Raw genomic sequence first — 16726 nt, forward strand, 5'->3', positions numbered from 1 at the left:
CAACAGACGTACAACTCGCGACTCGGTTATGTGCAGCACGCACTCAGAAATGACCAAACCGCAGGAACGAGGGGTACGAACTTGAGATGTGCGGCTACTTCGGTCGCAACTCAACTGCATTAGGAGGCAATGGAATGAGCAACACCGCAGCGCCTCTGAGCAAGTCCCCCAACCGTCTGCTGGGTGTCGTGTTCGGAGCTGTCTATCTTCTCGTCGGAATCCTCGGGTTCTTCGTCACAAGCGGAGTCGGCTTCTTCGACCCCGAGGGTGGCCTGCTCCTCGGCATCTTCGAGGTCAACATCTTCCACAACGTCGCGCACCTGCTGATCGGCGCGGCCCTGCTCCTCGCGGGCCTCTCGAGCGTCAGCGCGGCGAAGGCCACCAACACCACGGTTGGTGCCGCCTACCTGCTGCTCGGCATCGTCGGCCTCTTCATCACCGACAGCCCGGCCAACATCCTCGCGATCAACGGTGCGGACAACGTGCTGCACTTCCTCAGCGCCGCCCTGCTGCTGGTCGTGGGCCTCGGCGCCGAGCGCAACGCTCGCGCCGCGACCGTCTGATCCACCACACCCTCGGGACCGGGCCGGCGTGACTCCACGCCGGCCCGTCTCACTACTCGAACACGGGCACCGTCGCACCCAGCGGCGCCCACCACAGGGACGGAAGGAGAGCTGATGTCACAGATCGTCAAGGCGTGGCTCGCGACGGCAGCCCTCGGCGCCGGCGTGATCCACCTCTCGGTCGTCGTCAGCTCTCCTCTCCCCCTGGGCATCGCGATGTTCCTGGTCGGCGCGGCCGAACTCGCCTGGGCCCTCCTCGCGCTCACCCGGGACCGTCTCCCGCTCCCCCGCGCCACGCGGCTGCTGGCCCTCGTGCCCGTCGCGATCTGGGCGCTGCTGCTCGTCGCGAGCATCCTCGGCGCCGATGGCGCCGCCTCTCTGCTGCCGCTCGTGCCCATGGCGCTCGGCACGCTCTTCAACCTCTTCATCGCGATCACGCTGTCGATCCAGCTGCGGTCGGGACGGGCGGATGCCGTGCGGCCCGCGCCCGCCGCCGGGCGCTACCTGCTCGGGCTCGCCGCGGGCGCCGCGGTCGTCGCGGCCATCACGACCCCGGCGCTGGCCGCGAGCGAGGCCGGCCTCTACGCCGTCCCGCACGGCGAGCACGGCATCACCGAGCCCGCCGGGCACGGGCACTAGGCGCCGCCGGGCACGGGCACTAGGCGCACGCCGCCCCCTTCGCCGGTCAGCTCGCGGCGGGTGCCGCCGTCTTGACGCTCGACGCCGCACGGGCATCCGCCATGAACCGCCGCACGTCGAGGTCGACGATGATGTCCGCAGGACGCAGCGGCCGCGTCAGGTACAGCCCCCCGAGCGAGGTGATGCGGCTGAGCGCGACGTAGGTCTGGCCCGGGCTGAACACCCGGCTGCCGAGGTCGACGATCGCGCGGTCGTACGTCGCGCCCTGCGACTTGTGGATCGTCACGCCCCACGCCGCCCGCAGGGGGAACTGCGTGAACTCGGCGACGACCTCCTTCTTCAGCTCCTGCGTCGCCTGCGAATAGGAGTAGCGGTACTTCTCCCACGTCTGCGGCAGCACCTCGAACTCCTCCTGGCCGACCTCGACGAACACCGTCTGACCGATCTTCGAGACAGTGCCGACCGTGCCGTTCACCCAGCGCTGGTCCTGGTCGTTGCGCAGGAACATGACCCGGGCGCCGACCTTCAGCTGCAGGGCCTCGTCGGCCGGGTACGCGCGCCCGCCGAACTCGCCGTTGATCTCCGCCTTCGCCGTCAGCGCGCGCCCCGGCAGGCGCTCGAGGGCCGCCTTGTTGATGCGGTTGACGGTGTCGTTGCGGGTCGCGAGCGTGATGACGTCGTCGGATGGCGCGGGGCGGGCACCCGCGGCGTTCAAGGCGCCGGCGATGTCGGCGGTGACCCGGCCGTGCCGCACTGCCGTGAGCATCGCCTTGAAGTCGTCGTCGTGCTGGCGGTGGATCTCGCGCAGCTCGATGATCGTGAGCGGCGTCTGCTCCCACACCTTCGCGTCGAAGAACCAGATGGAGCGGTAGCGGTCGCGGAAGTACGCCCGCTCCTCGCCGTCGCCCGGCACCGGTGCCAGCTGGTACGGGTCGCCGAACAGCACGACCTGCACGCCACCGAAGGGCTCGTGCTTCTTCTGCCGCGCGAGCCGCAGGCTGCGGTCCATCGCGTCGAGCAGGTCGGCGTTGACCATCGAGACCTCGTCGATGACGAGGGTGTCGATCGTGTTGAGCAGCTTGCGGAGCTCCGGCGTCTGCTCGAGCTCGGAGTCGGCGACGACCCCGATCGGCAGCCGGAACAGCGAGTGGATCGTCTGCCCGCCGACGTTGAGCGCGGCGACGCCGGTGGGCGCGCAGATGACGATCTGCTTCGACGTGTGCCACGACAGGTGGTTCAGCAGCGTCGACTTGCCCGTGCCCGCGCGGCCGGTGACGAAGAAGTGCTCCCGGCTGTTCTCGATGAGGTCGAAGACGGCCTTCTGCTCCGGTGAGAGCGGCAGGTCGGTCACGACGATCCTCCGAGGGCGCGGGCGAAGCGCCGCCGGGCGGGCGGCGACGCGCCCCAGGGTACCCGCTCGTTCCGCCGCGGGGGCGGGAGCGGGCCGCGACCCTAGGATTGCGGCATGACGGGGGCTGGGGAGGACAGGCGGCCCCGGCGCACCCTCGTGCTCGTGCTGCTCGCGGCGCTCGCGCTGGCCTTCGCCGCGACGGTCACCGCCCTGAACCTCACGCTGTACAGCGCGTCCGGCTTCGTGTCGGGATACCTGCAGGCGCTCGCCCGCGGCGACGCGGAGGGCGCCCTCACGACCCCGGGCGTCGAGCTGCCCGACGGCGCCGACGACGCCCTCGCGGCGACCGGCGCCTTGAGCGGGCCCCGCGGCATCCGGATCACCAACGTCGCCGACGCCTCGGACGGCACCCGCGCGGTCACGGCCGAGTACTCCCTCGCCGGCTCGACGCATCGCACCCGGTTCACGATCACGCCGGAGTCCGCGCTGCTCGGCCTCTTCGCCCGCTGGAGCTTCGTCGACTCCCCCGTCGCGACGCTCGAGATCACCCCGCGCGGCATCGACGACTACGAGGTCGGCACCGTGACGGTGACGGATGCCGCCGCGCCAGCCGCATACGCGGTGCTGGTGCCCGCCGCGTACGAGCTCGATCACGAGTCACGGCTCGTGACCACGGACGACGTCGAGGTCGCCGTCACCGAGCCGGCGTCGACGGTGCGCACGGAACTCCAGGCGCAGGCCTCGGAGGAGTTCGTGGGGCTGATCCAGGAGCAACTCGAGAGCTACCTCGACGAGCAGTGCGCCACCCAGGAGGTGCTGCAGCCGACCGGCTGCCCGTTCGGACGGGTCATCGGCGACCGCATCCGCGGCGTGCCGCGCTGGTCGATCGCGCAGTACCCGCAGGTGAGCCTGCAGCCGGGCGCGGCGCCCGGGGAGTGGGTGATGCCCGCGGCATCCGGCGCCGCGCACCTCGTCGTCGAGGTCGTGTCGATCTTCGACGGCACGGTGTCGACGCTCGACGAGGACGTGCCGTTCCAGGTGGCCTACACGATCACGGTGGGCGACGACGGCGGGATCGACATCCGCGCGAGCTGAGCCCAGCCGGCAGCGGGCGCTACCGCCGCGACGTCGGCGTCTTCTGCATCCGCGCGAGCATCTCGTTGTACTCGTTCAGCTCGGCGTCGTTCGTCCGCTCGGCCTGACGGTCGAGGCGCTTCGTCTCGCGGGCGTCGCTGCGGCTCCACTGCACGGCCACGAGCACGGCCATCGCGAGCGTCGGGATCTCGCCGATGCTCCACGCGATGCCGCCGCCGGCCTGCTGATCCGCGAGGGCGCTGAGGCCCCAGTCGCGACCCATCGCGCCGTACCAGTCCGCGAGCAGCAGCCCGGTGCCCTGCATGAGGGCGAGCCCGAAGAACGCGTGGAACGCCATCGTCGCGAGCAACAGCACGAGCCGCAGCGGGTAGGGGGCGCGGTAGGGAAGCGGGTCGATGCCGACGAGCGCCTGCGCGAACAGGAAGCCCGACAGCAGGAAGTGCACGATCATCCACTGGTGACCGAGGTGGTCGGTCGTCGCCCAGCGGAACAGCGGCGAGTAGTAGAACAGCCAGAGCGAGCCGGCCCAGATGACGGCGGCGACGATCGGGTTGGTGAGCACGGCCGCGAACTTGGAGTGCACGAAGAGCAGCAGCCACTCGCGGCCGCCGCGGGTGCCGTCCTCGCGCTTGCGGATGGCGCGCAGCCCGAGCGTGATGGGGGCGCCGAGCACGAGCAGCAGCGGCACCGCCATCGTCAGCAGCATGTGCGCGAGCATGTGCACGCTGAAGAGGTAGCTCTCGTAGACGTTGACGCCGCCGTTGGTCACGTAGGCGAGCAGGGCGAGCCCGGCGAGCCAGGGGAGGGTGCGGCGCAGCGGCCAGCGGTCGCCCCGGCGGTGCAGGCGCACGACGGCGGCGACATAGAAGAACGCGAGGAACGCCGTCAGCAGCAGCCAGACGAGGTCGATCCGCCACTCGGTGAAGTACCGGGCGGTCGTGAGCTCGGGCGGCAGCGCCTCGCCGGTCAGCAGCTCGGCGGGCGTGGGGGCGGTCTGGTCGGTCGCGGCGACCTCGTCGACCGGGGGAGCGGTGCGGGCGAGGGCGGATGCCACGCCGCTCGCGATGCCCATGAAGGCGAGCTCGGCCACGACGAACAGCCAGAACGGCCGCCCCTCGTCGCCGCGCACGATGCGGTCGATGAGCACGCGGCGGTGCACGAGCCCGAACAGGCCGAGCGCGCCGAGGGCCGCGACCTTGACGAGCACGAGCACGCCGTACTCCGTGCCCAGGCCGTCGAAGCCGCCGACGCGGATCGCCGCGCTGACGTAGCCGCTGATCGCGACGACGACGAAGCTGACGAGCGCGACGGTCGAGTAGCGGGTGAGCACGCGACCGAGCTCGCCCTCCGCGAGCTGCTTGCGCACCAGCAGGATGACGAGCAGCCCGCCGAGCCACACGGCCGCGAAGATGAGGTGCAGCAGCAGGGCGCTCACGGCCTCGTCGTGGTTCTCCGTGCCGCCGGCGTGACCCTGCCGGGCCATCGGCACGAGCCCGATCACGGCGAAGCCGAACACGAACGCGAGCGCGGTCTGGTTGCGCACGGCGAAGCACAGCACCGTGACGCCCGCGGCGATGAGGATCGTGGCGAGCCAGGCCTGGCCGAGCTCGATGGTCGTGAAGAACGTCGACAGCTGCGCGCCGAACCGCTCGTCGAGCGTGACGGGCACCGCGTAGATGCTGAGGAACGTGAAGAACGCGGTGGCGGTGGCCGCGACGGTCCACAGGCCGGCGCCGGCGGCTGCGAGGTCGAGGGAGCGGTTGTACGCGGGGGAGTCGCGGCGGAACGCGAAGCACGTCAGCAGCAGCGCGCCGATCGCGAGCGCTGCCCCGAGGTTGACCACGAGCTTCGCCGCCGGGAGACCCCAGCGCACGACGGGCCCGGGATCGAGCAGCGCGAGCGGCGCCGCGCCCCCGCCGTAACCCAGCGCGAGCACGAGCGCGAGAAGGGCGGCGGCGAGCAGGGCGGCAGGCCCGGCCACGCGGAGCGTTCGAGGCATCACGACCATTATTCGTTCCACGGAGCCCGAGCGCTGGGCCCGGGTCATCCGTCGCTCAACGCGAAAAAGGGGATGTCATGGACATCCCCTTTTCGCGCGTGAAGCAGATTTACTTGGCGGCAGCCTTGAGCTTGCTGCCGGCGCTGATCTTGACGCCGTAACCCTCGGCGATCTCGATCGACTCACCGGTCTGCGGGTTGCGACCCGTGCGAGCGGCGCGGTGGGTGCGCTCGACGGCGAGCCAACCGGGGATCGAAACCTTCGTGCCCTCGCCGACCGACTTCGAGAGAACCGAGAACAGGCCGTCGATGACGCCGTTCACAGTGCTCTGGCTCTGGCCGGACTCGGCAGCGATCGCTGCCACGAGCTCGGTACGGTTGAGAGAGTTTTCAGCCATATTTGTCCTCCTCGGACCTAAGCAATCAGCTACTCCCCTGAGTGTCAATACTCAGAGAACCGCGGAAAACCTACCAGCTTGACTTCGTGATACCGGGAAGTTCGCCCTGGTGGGCCATCTTCCGGAAGCGCACACGCGAGATTCCGTAGTCGCGGAGGTTGCCCCGGGGGCGTCCGTCGATCGCGTCGCGGTTGCGGACGCGGATCGGCGAAGCGTCGCGGGGGAGCTTCTGCAGACCGAGGCGGGCGGCCTCGCGGGACTCGTCGGTGCCGTTCGGGTCGACGAGAGCCTTCTTCAGCTCGGCGCGACGCTCGGCGTAGCGCGCGACGACGGCCTTGCGCTGCTCGTTCTTGGCGATCTTGCTCTTCTTGGCCATTGTGGTTAGCGCTCCTCGCGGAATTCGACGTGCTTGCGGACCACCGGGTCGTACTTCTTCAGCACGAGGCGGTCGGGGTCGTTGCGGCGGTTCTTGCGGGTCACGTAGGTGTACCCGGTACCGGCGGTCGACCGAAGCTTGATGATCGGGCGGACGTCCTGCTGCTTGGCCATCAGATCTTCTCCCCACGGGCCAGAAGGTCCTTGACCACGGACTCGATGCCGCGGGCGTCGATGACCTTGATGCCCTTCGCGCTGAGCGTCAGCGTCACGTTACGGCGCAGCGAGGGGACGTAGTACGTCTTCTTCTGCACGTTCGGGTCGAACCGACGCTTCGTGCGGCGGTGCGAGTGTGAGATGTTGTGTCCGAAACCGGGAACGGCTCCGGTCACCTGGCAGACTGCTGCCACGGTTTCCTCCTAGCTACCGTAGGGCGATCGCCCTACCCAAGGTCACTTGTCGGCACGCGAGATCCCCGCTTCGAGAAGAGGGGGTGCGTACAGGTGAACGCGCGGATGTCCCGCGCGGCCAAACATCAAGAGTACGGCACCACGGATGCCACGGCAAGGCTGAGTCCTCCCGACGGTCGAGTAGGCGCGAAACGGCCGTATCGAGACTCCCGCGCCTCGCCGACTGTGCACTAAGTGCTGCTTCTGCCGCCGGATGCAGCACTTTCTGCACACTCGCCGGTCGAGTAGGCGCGAAACGGCCGTATCGCGACCCGCCCACCCCGCCGACTGTGCACCGAGTGCTGTTTCTGCCGCGGAACGCAGCACTTACCGCACACTCGCTGCTCGCTGAGGATGCCCCAGAGCTCACGGCACCCCCGGTGGCCGCGGCCGCCCAGCGGTCCGCGCCCATACCCGCCCGCCCGCGAGTGTACGGATTCTGCTGTCCCGCCCTGCGGCGCTTAGCAGTTTGGTACTCTCGGCGACCCCGGGCTGCCGCGGCCCAGGGTGAAGCCCGAAGGGGACGGGGCCCGAGGGGGACTGGGCCCGAGGCATCCGGATGCCGCCCAGCGGCAGCAGCGGCGAGAGGCTCAGCGCGTGGCGCCGGCGGCCGCGCACTTCGCGCAGACCCCGAACACGTCGACGACGTGCTCCGCCTGGGTGAAGCCGTGCTCGGCGGCGACCTGCTGCGCCCAGAGCTCGACGGGGTCGGCCTCGATCTCGACGGTCAACCCGCAGTTGCGGCAGATGAGGTGGTGGTGGTGGCTGCCGGGGGTGCAGGCGCGGTAGAGCGCCTCGCCCTCCTGCTGCAGCGAGTCCGCCTCGCCCTCGCTCGCGAGGTCGGCGAGCGCGCGGTACACGGTCGCGAGGCCGATCGACGAGCCCTGCTCACGCAGGCCGGAGTGCAGCGCCTGCGCGCTGACGAAGCCCTCGGACTCGCCGAGGGCGTTGCGCACCGCCTCGCGCTGCCACGTGTTCCGCTTCATGCCGCCTCGATGGTAGCCGTGCCGGGCATCCGGCGGCTGAGTACGGAGCGCCGCAGCCCGGCCACGACGAGCGCGACGAAGAACACCAGCGCGGCGGCCAGCGAGATGGCCGCGCCGGCGCTGATCGCGAACAGCGACGAGGCGTAGAGCCCGGCGATGCCGGAGAGCATCCCGAGCAGGGGAGCGACCACGAGGGTGCCGCCGATCGAACGGGTCAGCGCCCGGGCCGCGGCGGCCGGCGCGACGATCAGCGCGATCGCGAGGATCGAGCCGACCGCGGGCATGATGGTGACGACGGTCGCGGCGATGAGCAGCAGGGAGACGAGTTCCGGCACCCAGCCGCGGTAGCCGGCGGCGCGGTAGCCGATGCGGTCGAAGCTGTCGAACACGATCTCCTTGCCCGCGACGACGAGCGCGACGACGGCGACGAGGAGCACGGCGCCCGTGAGCACGAGGTCGAACGGCGTCGTCGTGAGGATCGAGCCGACGAGGTAGCTGTCGACGTCGACGGGGAGCGACGGGAAGAACGACTGCAGCAGCACGCCGAGCGCGAAGCCGAACGTGAGCACGATGCCGGAGGCGATCTGGGGGCCCTGGCCGCGCACGCGTCCGAGAGCGGTCATCATCGCCACGAGCAGCACGCTGACGACGGCGGCGCCGAGCGCGACGGGCACCCCGACGATCGCGGCCGCGACACCGCCGGGGAACGTCGCGTGCGTCAGCGCCGTCGTGAAGAACGCCCGTCGGCGCAGCACGACGAGGGTGCCGACGAGCCCGGCGAGGCCGCCGGCGAGCACGGCCTCGAGCAGCGCGCGTTCGAAGTAGCCCATCACGCCTCCCCGCGGGCGAGGGCGGGGGAGCGGCGCCGGTGCAGCAGCGCCGGGATGCCGCGGGTCGCCACGACGAGCACGAGGTAGGCGAGCACGAGGATCGCGACGACGGTCGCGCCGCCGGGCAGCGGCACGCCGTAGCCGACGGATGCCGCGTAGCCGGCGCTCAGCCCGAGCCATCCGGCCACGACCGCCGACACGACGGCGACGGGCACGAGCGCGCCGAGCCCGCGCGAGACCAGGCGGGCGATCGCGCCCGGCACGATGAGCAGCGCGAGCGCGAGGAGGTTGCCGATCGCGTTCGCGGCGGCGACGATCACGAGCGCGACGGCGACGTTGAGGGCGAGGTCGAGCGCGATGCCGCGGTACCCGGAGGCCTCGCTCGCCTTGGCGTCGAAGGCGCGGAACAGCTGCTCCTTGTAGGTGGGCAGCACGAGCAGCAGGGCGATGCCGCAGAGCACGGCGGTCGCGGTGACATCCGCGGCCTGCACGGTCAGCAGCCGGCCGAAGAGCAGCTCCTCGAGCTGTCCGGCGTAGTCGGACTGCCGCGAGACGACGATCACGCCGATGCTGAACATGCTCACGAGAACGACCGCGATGGCGGCGTCGCTGCCGACCACCCGTCGCGCGGCGAGCGTCAGAGCGACCGCGGCCACGACGGCGGCGATCGTGGCGCCGACGAGCAGGCCGGGGCGCGACGCGACCGCGAAGCCGATGACGATGCCGGGGAAGACCGCGTGCACGAGCCCGTCGCTGAGGTACTCGAGCGAGCGCAGCGTCACCAGCACGCCGATGATGCCGCTGGTGACGCCGAGGATCACGAGGGCGAACAGCGGCCACCGCATGAACGGCAGCTCGTACGCGGTGAAGAGGGCGTCGAGCAGGTCAACCATGGTCGTGCCCGGGCACCACGAGGGTGTGCTCGTCGAGCTCCACCTGCACGTCGCCGTAGAGCGCCTCGAGGTTCTCGAGCGTCAGCACCCGGTGCGTCGGCCCGAACGCGACCTGGTGCCCGTTGAGCAGCAGCGACTGCTCGCACGCGGCGCGGGCGAGGTCGAGGTCGTGAGTCGAGAGCACGAGCGCGGTTCCGGATGCCTTGAGCTCGGCGACGATCGCCAGCAGCGCGTCCCGGTTGGCCTGGTCGAGGCCGTTGAACGGCTCGTCGAGCAGCACGAGGCTCGGTTCGCTGACGATCGCACGGGCGAGCAGGCCGCGCTGGCGCTGTCCGCCGCTCAGCTCGCCGAAGCGGTCGTGGGCGCGGTCGGCGAGGCCGACGCGCTCGAGGGCGGAGGCGACGGCGTCGCGGTCCCTTCGCCCGGGGCGGCGGGCCCAGCCGATCGAGCGGTAGCGGCCCATCATCACGACCTGCGCGAGGGAGATGGGGAACTCGGGGTCGATCTCGTCGCTCTGCGGCATGTAGCCGATGCGCGAGCGGGCGGCGGAGGGCCGGGTGCCGAGCACGTCGAGCTCGCCCGCGGCGACGCCGACGAGGCCGAGCAGGCCGCGCAGGAGTGTGGACTTACCGCCGCCGTTCGGGCCGATGAGGGCGAGCGCGGTGCCGGCGGGCAGGTCACCGGTGACGCCGGTGAGCGCGACGGTCGACCCGTACGCGAAAGCCGCGCCCCCCAGCCTCACGGCGGTGGGGAGCGCGGTCTCGATCGGAGTCGGAGCGGTCACCGTACTCATTGTGACAAGACCTCGGGCAGCGGCGTGGGCTCGGCTCCCCAGGACTGCACGAGCAGGGTGACGTTGTGCTCGATGCTGTCGATGTAGGTGGCGCCGGAGCTGCCCACGGGGCCGAGCGAGTCGGCGTACAGGGCGTCGTCGCCGGCGTACACCTCGACGCCGGCCTCGCTCGCGATCGTCTCGGCGGCCGCGGGGGAGAGCGAGGTCTCGGAGAAGACGGCCTTGGCACCGGTGTGCTCGATCTCGTGCACAAGCTCGTCGATCTCGGCGGCGCTCACCTCTGCGTTGTCGTCGAGGCTGGGGATGACGGCGCCGACATAGGTCAGGCCGTAGGCGCTGACGAAGTAGCCGAAGGCGTCGTGGTTGGTGACGAGCAGTCGCTGCTCGGCGGGCACCTGCTCGACGCTCGCGGTGATCCACTCGTCGAGCGCCGTGAGCTTCGCCTCGTAGTCCTCGGCGTTCTGCGCGAACGCGTCGGCGTTGGCGTCATCCGCCTCGATCAGGCCGTCGGCGATGTTCTGCACCTGCACGAGCGCGTTGCCGGGGTCGGTCCAGATGTGCGGGTCCTCGGCGTGCTCGTGCGCCTCACCCTCCTCCTCGGCGTGCTCCTCGTCCGCGTGCTCCTCGCCCTCGTGCTCGTGGGCGTGCGCCTCGGCGCCCTCCGCGAGTTCGATGCCCTCGCTGGAGTCGATGAGCGTGCCGTCGAAGCCCGAGGCGCTGATCGCGTCGTCGAGCCACTCCTCGAGGCCCGCGCCGTTGACGACGAGCACGTCGGCCGTGCCGAGCGCGGTGAGGTCCGCGGCGCTGGGGTCGTAGCTGTGCGACGACTGGTTCGGCTGGATGAGCTGAGTGACGGATGCCGCGTCGCCGACGATGTTGCGCGTGAAGTCGGCGACCACGGTGGTCGTCGCGACGATGCTCAGGCCCTCGCCTCCGGCTCCCGCGGCGCTGCTCGAACCGCCCGCGGGGGTCGCGGACGTCGCGCAGCCCGCGAGCAGGAGGGCGGACGAGGCGAGCAGGGCGGTGGGAACGAGCCGGCGCATCGGAATCTCTCTAAGTGAGAACGATTATTGGACACGGCGACGATAGTCCTGCTGAGAACTGTTGTCAAAAACCGTTCTCACTAATGCGCGCGAGTCTCGGGCCTCACTCGAGCAGCAGCGCCGGCTCCTCGAGGATGCTCGCTACATCGGCGACGAACCGCGAGGCGACGTCGCCGTCGACCACGCGGTGGTCGAAGCTCGCGCCCACCGTCGTGACGAAGCGCGGCTGCACGACGCCGTCGACGACCCAGGGCTTCTGCTTGATCGTGCCGAGGGCGACGATCGCGACCTCGCCGGGGTTGAGAATCGGGGTTCCGGTGTCCATGCCGAAGACGCCGATGTTCGTGATCGTGATGGTGCCGCCGGCCATCTCGGCGGGGGAGGTCTTGCCCTCCCGGGCGCGGAGGGTGAGGCCCTGCAGCGCGGTCGCGAGCTCGAGCAGGCTCATCGACTGAGCCTCCTTGACGTTCGGCACGAGCAGACCGCGCGGGGTCGTCGCGGCGATGCCGAGGTTCACGTAGTTCTTGACGATGATCTCGTCGTCGGTCCACTGCGAGTTGACCGTCGGGTTGCGCTTGGCGGCCCAGATGATCGCCTTGGCCATGATGAGCAGCGGCGAGACGCGCACGCCCTCGAACTCGCTCGAGTTCTTGAGGCGCTTGACGAACTCCATGGTGCGGGTGGCGTCGACGTCGACGAAGAGGCTGACGTGCGGCGCGGTGAAGGCGCTCGCGACCATGGCACCGGCGATGGCCTTGCGCACGCCCTTGACCGGGATGCGCTCCTCGCGGCCGTCGCCCTGCGCGGGCTGCGGCGCGGGGGCGGGGGCCGCGGCGGCGAGCGCGCTCGCCTGGCGGGCGTGCCGCAGCACGTCGTCGCGCGTCACGTCGCCGGCCGGGCCGGTCGCGGTGACCGTGGCGAGGTCGATGTCGAGGTCCTTCGCGAGCTTGCGCACCGGCGGCTTCGCGAGCACTCCGGTCGGCGTCTCGGCGGGGGAGGACGCGGGCGCCGGAGCGGGCGCCGGAGCCGGGGCCGGAGCGACGGATGCCGCGGCGGGCTCGGTCGAGGGCTGCGCCCAGGTGGCGAGTTCCGGCTGCGCGGGCGGCACGTCGGGGTTGGGCCCGGTTGTGGGCTTGACGTCGCCGACGACCTGCGCGGCCGCGGCCGCGTGCGGCTCGGCATCCGGAGCGACGGTCGGGGCGGCGGGCACGGCGGTGCTGGGCGCGGCGGGTGCCGGGGCCGCGGCTCCGCGACGGCGGCGGGAGGTGCCGTGGCCGGCCGTGCCGTAGCCGACGAGGGTGGGCTCGGGCTTGGCGGGCGCTCCGGTGTCCTCGGCGGGGGGCGCCGAGACATCCGCCGCCGGTGCGCCGGAGTCGACGGTGATGATGGGGCGGCCGACCTCGACGGTGTCGCCCTCGGCGACGAGGATCTCGGCGACGGTGCCCTCGAACGGCGAGGGCAGTTCGACGAGCGACTTGGCGGTCTCGATCTCGACGAGCACCTGGTTCACGGCGACCGTGTCGCCGGGGGCGACCTTCCACGACACGATCTCGGCCTCGGTGAGGCCCTCGCCGACGTCGGGCAGGGGGAACTCGGACTTGGCCACGGGGCTCCTTCGGTGGTGAGTGAGCTGCGTCAGTACGCGAGCGAACGGTCGACGGCGTCGAGCACGCGGTCGGCGTCCGGCAGGTAGACGGACTCGAGCTTCGCGGGCGGGAACGGCACGTCGAACCCGGCGACGCGCAGCACGGGCGCCTCGAGGGAGTAGAAGCAGGCCTCGCTCACGCTCGCCGCGATCTCGCTCGCGACGCTGACGAAGCCGGGTGCCTCCTGGGCGACGACGAGGCGGCCGGTCTTGCGCACGGAGGCGAAGATCGGCTCCCAGTCGATGGGGGAGATGCTGCGCAGGTCGAGCACCTCGAGGCTCGTGCCCTCCTCGGCGGCGATGTCGGCCGCCTGGGTGAGCACGCTGAGCATGGCGCCGTGGCCGATCAGCGTGGCATCCGTGCCCTCGCGCACGACGCGGGTGGCGTGCAGCGGGAAGCCGCTCGCGGTCTCGTCGAGCTCGCCCTTGGGCCAGTAGCGGCTCTTGGGCTCGAAGAACATCACGGGGTCGTCGCTGCGGATCGCCTCCTGGATCATCCAGTAGGCGTCGTGCGGGGTCGAGGGGCTGACGACGCGGAGGCCGGCCGTGTGGGCGAAGTACGCCTCGGGACTCTCCTGGTGGTGCTCGACGGCGCCGATGTGACCGCCGTAGGGCACCCGGATGACGACGGGGAAGGCCTGCGTGCCCTCGTGCCGACTCGTGAGCTTGGCGAGCTGCGTCGTGATCTGGTCGAAGCCGGGGAAGATGAACCCGTCGAACTGAATCTCGCAGACGGGACGGTAGCCGCGCATCGCGAGACCGATCGCCGTGCCGATGATGCCCGACTCGGCGAGCGGGGTGTCGATGACCCGGCGGCCGCCGAACTCGGCCTTGAGGCCCTCGGTGACGCGGAAGACGCCGCCGAGGTCGCCGATGTCCTCGCCCATGAGCAGCACCTTGGGGTCGTCGGCGAGGGCGCGGCGCAGCCCCTGGTTGATCGCCTTCGACATCGACAGCTGCGTCATGCCAGTCCCGCCTCGTAGTCCTCGAGCCACTTCTGCTGCGCGGTCATGAGCGGGTGCTCCTCGCTGTAGACGTTGGCGAACATCGAGGATGCCTCGGGCGCGCCGACCTCGAGCGTGCGGCGGCGCACGTCGGCCGCGAGGTCCTTGCCCTCCTCGGCGATCTGCGCGAAGAACTGGTCGCCCTCGCCGAGGCCGCGGAGATAGGCCTCGAAGCGGGGGAGCGGGTCGAGGGCGCGCCACTGCTCGAACTCGGCGGGATCGCGGTACTTGCTCGGGTCGTCGCTCGTGGTGTGCGGACCGATGCGGTAGGTCAGCGCCTCGATGAACCGCGGGCCGGCGCCGCTGCGGGCGGCGTCGAGGTTCGCGGTCGTGACGGCGTAGCTCGCGAGCACGTCGTTGCCGTCGATCTGGATGCCGGGGATGCCGAAGCCGGTCGAGCGCAGGTAGAGCGGGGTGCGGGACTGCACGGTCACCGGCACCGAGATCGCCCAGTGGTTGTTCTGCAGGAAGAACACCTGGGGGGTGTTGTAGCTCGACGCGAAGACGAACGCCTCGCTGACGTCGCCCTGGCTGGTGGCGCCGTCGCCGAAGTAGACGAGCACGGCCTGGTCGACGTCGGGGTCGCCGGTGCCGGATGCCGCGTCGAACGCGACGCCCATCGCGTAGCCGGTCGCGTGCAGCGCGTGCGAACCGATGACGAGCGTGTAGAGGTGGAAGTTGTTGTGCGCGGCCGGGTCCCAGCCGCCGTGCGTCACGCCGCGCAGCATCCGGAGGATGTCGACGGGATCGATGCCGCGGATCATGCCGACGACGTGCTCGCGGTAGGCGGGGAAGATGTGGTCCTGGGGGCGCGCGGCGAAGCCGGAGCCGACCTGCGCGGCCTCCTGGCCGAGGCTCGGCACCCACAGCGCGAGCTGTCCCTGCCGCTGCAGGTTGGTCGCCTCGATGTCGAACGAGCGCACGAGCACCATGTGGCGGTGGAACTCACGGAGCTGGTTCTCGGTCAGGGCCTGGATGTACGGGAGGTACTCCTCGGCCTGCGCGTCGTTCCGCAGCGTGCCCTCCGGAGAGAGCAGTTGCACGGTCGCGGAGGGCTGTGCCGTCGTGGCTGCGGTTCCGGGCATCTTCACAATCTAACCGCCGGGTCTAGGCCCGCTTCAGTAGGTTGCGGACAACCTCACCGGCAGCCCTTAGGAGCGCATCGACAGATTCCGGCTCTCCGATGGAGATCCGCAAGCCCTCCGGCGCGAAGGCCCGGACGACGATCCCGTGCCGCTCGAAGACCTCCGCGGCCGCCTCGGTGGCGTCTCCCGTGGGCAGCCAGACGAAGTTGCCCTGGGGCTTCGGCACGTCCCAGCCCTGCTCGACGAGCGCCTGCCAGACGCGGTCACGGGTCTCGACGAGGGCCGCGACGCGCTCGAGCAGTTCGTCCTCGTGATCGAGCGACACGAGGGCCGCGCGCTGGGCGGGCTCGGTGACGCTGAGGGCGATCGCGGTGGAACGGGCCGCGTTGAGGATGTAGGCCGGACCGACCGCGTAGCCGATGCGGAGACCCGCGAGACCGTAGGCCTTCGAGAAGGTACGCAGCACGACGACGTTCGGGTGCCGCATCGAGTGGCCGTCGACGGCCGTGGGGTCGGTCACGAACTCGCGGTACGCCTCGTCGAGCAGCACGAGCACGGTCGGCGGCACCTTCGCGAGGAATTCGTCGAAGGCTGCCTGCGACACGACGGTGCCGGTGGGGTTGTTCGGGCTGCAGACGATCACGACGCGGGTGCGCTCGGTGATCGCGGCGGCCATCGCGTCGAGGTCGTGCGCGTGCTCCGGGGTGTTCGGCACCCGCACCGCCGTCGCGCCGGCGACCGTCGCGAGGCCCGGGTAGGCCTCGAAGGAGCGCCAGGAGAAGACGATCTCGTCGCCGGGGCCGCTCGCGGCGAGCACGAGCTGCGTCAGCAGGGAGATCGAGCCGGCGCCGACGTGCACCTGCTCGGCGCCCACCCCGTGCCGCTCGGCGAGCCGCTCGCGCAGCAGCGTCGCGGCGCCGTCGGGGTAGCGGTTGACGTTCGAGTGCGAGAGCGCCTCCATCACCGCGGGCAGCGGCTGGTAGGGGTTCTCGTTGCTCGACAGCTTGAAGGCGTCGGGGGCGGCCGGCTTGCCCTGCCGGTACGCGGCGAGCGCGAGGATCTCGGGGCGCAGCCGCACGTGCGGCGTCGTTTCGGTCACCCGGGAAGTCTAGGGACGCCGGATGCCCCGGGCTCGGCCCCTTCGGCTGCCATGCTGTGGCCATGTCGTTCCTCGTGCGCCTCGTCGTGAACGCGGTGGCCCTGTGGCTGACCACCCTGATCGTCTCCGGGGTCGACGTGCTGCCGTACCCGCCCGGTGACACGACCGCGACCGTGCTGACGTTCCTGCTCGTGGCGCTGATCTTCGGGCTCGTCAACGGGATCATCGGCACGCTCATCCGCATCGTGGCCTTCCCGCTGTATCTCGTGACGTTCGGGCTCATCGCGTTCATCGTCAACGGGGTGCTGCTGCTGATCGTCGCCGGGATCTCCGACGCGCTCGGGTTCGGTCTGCAGGTCGACGGGTTCTGGTGGGGTGTGCTCGGCGCGCTCGTGCTCGGCATCCTGAGCTGGATCATCGGCGTCGCGCTGCGGCCGCTGACCGCCCCGCGTCGCCGGAAGGACTGACCCGGCCACGCCC

General features: G+C 70.9%; 19 protein-coding genes. 4 read left to right on the forward strand and 15 right to left on the reverse strand.

Features of this window, described 5'->3' with window-relative positions; all coding sequences use genetic code 11:
- Positions 1-155: 155 nt before the first annotated feature.
- A complete protein-coding gene (locus JUB10_RS07820) occupies positions 156-563 on the forward strand; it encodes a DUF4383 domain-containing protein (RefSeq protein WP_207456018.1) in 408 nt (135 codons plus the stop codon).
- Between the two features lie 114 nt (positions 564-677).
- A complete protein-coding gene (locus JUB10_RS07825) occupies positions 678-1202 on the forward strand; it encodes a hypothetical protein (RefSeq protein WP_207455222.1) in 525 nt (174 codons plus the stop codon).
- Positions 1203-1248: 46 nt separating this feature from the next.
- Here the strand turns inward: JUB10_RS07825 and JUB10_RS07830 are convergent, their stop codons facing one another.
- Positions 1249-2553, reverse strand: coding sequence for an ATP-dependent DNA helicase (locus JUB10_RS07830; protein WP_307859147.1), 1305 nt, complete (start codon positions 2551-2553; stop codon positions 1249-1251).
- A gap of 114 nt (positions 2554-2667) precedes the next feature.
- On the opposite strand from JUB10_RS07830, the gene JUB10_RS07835 reads away from it, so the two are divergent.
- Positions 2668-3648 (forward strand): hypothetical protein, encoded by a 981-nt coding sequence (locus tag JUB10_RS07835; protein WP_242682330.1) that lies wholly within the window; start codon positions 2668-2670, stop codon positions 3646-3648.
- 19 nt (positions 3649-3667) lie between these two features.
- Here the strand turns inward: JUB10_RS07835 and JUB10_RS07840 are convergent, their stop codons facing one another.
- The 14 genes from JUB10_RS07840 to JUB10_RS07905 all read right to left on the reverse strand — a co-directional run bounded on the left by JUB10_RS07840 (position 3668) and on the right by JUB10_RS07905 (position 16246).
- Positions 3668-5647 (reverse strand): cytochrome c oxidase assembly protein, encoded by a 1980-nt coding sequence (locus tag JUB10_RS07840; protein ID WP_207455229.1) that lies wholly within the window; start codon positions 5645-5647, stop codon positions 3668-3670.
- 109 nt (positions 5648-5756) lie between these two features.
- Entirely contained in the window at positions 5757-6044 is a 288-nt protein-coding gene (locus tag JUB10_RS07845) for an HU family DNA-binding protein (RefSeq protein WP_207455237.1), read from the reverse strand.
- A gap of 70 nt (positions 6045-6114) precedes the next feature.
- Positions 6115-6420 (reverse strand): 30S ribosomal protein S14, encoded by a 306-nt coding sequence (gene rpsN, locus JUB10_RS07850; RefSeq protein WP_207455245.1) that lies wholly within the window; start codon positions 6418-6420, stop codon positions 6115-6117.
- A gap of 5 nt (positions 6421-6425) precedes the next feature.
- Positions 6426-6593 carry a 50S ribosomal protein L33 gene (gene rpmG / locus JUB10_RS07855; RefSeq protein ID WP_096419968.1) on the reverse strand — a complete coding sequence of 56 codons (168 nt, stop codon included), beginning with the start codon at positions 6591-6593 and terminating at the stop codon, positions 6426-6428.
- Entirely contained in the window at positions 6593-6829 is a 237-nt protein-coding gene (rpmB, locus tag JUB10_RS07860; protein ID WP_027464952.1) for a 50S ribosomal protein L28, read from the reverse strand. Before rpmB ends, rpmG begins: the two co-directional genes overlap by 1 nt.
- Before the next feature lie 629 nt (positions 6830-7458).
- Positions 7459-7854, reverse strand: coding sequence for a Fur family transcriptional regulator (locus JUB10_RS07865; RefSeq protein WP_207455247.1), 396 nt, complete (start codon positions 7852-7854; stop codon positions 7459-7461).
- Complete coding sequence (locus tag JUB10_RS07870) at positions 7851-8684, reverse strand: metal ABC transporter permease (RefSeq protein WP_207455249.1); 834 nt, start codon at positions 8682-8684, stop codon at positions 7851-7853. The genes JUB10_RS07865 and JUB10_RS07870 overlap by 4 nt, the downstream gene beginning before the upstream one ends.
- A complete protein-coding gene (locus tag JUB10_RS07875; protein WP_207455251.1) occupies positions 8684-9577 on the reverse strand; it encodes a metal ABC transporter permease in 894 nt (297 codons plus the stop codon). The genes JUB10_RS07870 and JUB10_RS07875 overlap by 1 nt, the downstream gene beginning before the upstream one ends.
- Positions 9570-10361 carry a metal ABC transporter ATP-binding protein gene (locus JUB10_RS07880; RefSeq protein WP_307859148.1) on the reverse strand — a complete coding sequence of 264 codons (792 nt, stop codon included), beginning with the start codon at positions 10359-10361 and terminating at the stop codon, positions 9570-9572. The genes JUB10_RS07875 and JUB10_RS07880 overlap by 8 nt, the downstream gene beginning before the upstream one ends.
- Positions 10362-10366: 5 nt before the next feature.
- Positions 10367-11413 (reverse strand): metal ABC transporter substrate-binding protein, encoded by a 1047-nt coding sequence (locus tag JUB10_RS07885; RefSeq protein ID WP_207455259.1) that lies wholly within the window; start codon positions 11411-11413, stop codon positions 10367-10369.
- Between the two features lie 103 nt (positions 11414-11516).
- Positions 11517-13019 carry a dihydrolipoamide acetyltransferase family protein gene (locus JUB10_RS07890; protein WP_207455261.1) on the reverse strand — a complete coding sequence of 501 codons (1503 nt, stop codon included), beginning with the start codon at positions 13017-13019 and terminating at the stop codon, positions 11517-11519.
- A gap of 29 nt (positions 13020-13048) precedes the next feature.
- Positions 13049-14023: an alpha-ketoacid dehydrogenase subunit beta gene (locus JUB10_RS07895; RefSeq protein ID WP_207455263.1), complete on the reverse strand. Its 975-nt coding sequence runs from the start codon at positions 14021-14023 to the stop codon at positions 13049-13051.
- Positions 14020-15147, reverse strand: a complete 1128-nt coding sequence (locus JUB10_RS07900; RefSeq protein WP_207455265.1) for a thiamine pyrophosphate-dependent dehydrogenase E1 component subunit alpha — start codon at positions 15145-15147, stop codon at positions 14020-14022. Before JUB10_RS07900 ends, JUB10_RS07895 begins: the two co-directional genes overlap by 4 nt.
- 22 nt (positions 15148-15169) lie before the next feature.
- Entirely contained in the window at positions 15170-16246 is a 1077-nt protein-coding gene (locus JUB10_RS07905; protein ID WP_307859149.1) for a histidinol-phosphate transaminase, read from the reverse strand.
- A 62-nt stretch (positions 16247-16308) separates the two neighbouring features.
- Here JUB10_RS07905 and JUB10_RS07910 point away from each other — a divergent pair, with 62 nt between their 5' ends.
- Positions 16309-16713: a phage holin family protein gene (locus JUB10_RS07910; protein ID WP_207455267.1), complete on the forward strand. Its 405-nt coding sequence runs from the start codon at positions 16309-16311 to the stop codon at positions 16711-16713.
- The last annotated feature ends 13 nt before the right edge of the window (positions 16714-16726 follow it).

It is taken from the genome of Desertivibrio insolitus (genome assembly GCF_017355965.1).
In the GTDB taxonomy this organism is placed as follows: domain Bacteria; phylum Actinomycetota; class Actinomycetes; order Actinomycetales; family Microbacteriaceae; genus JAFIQW01.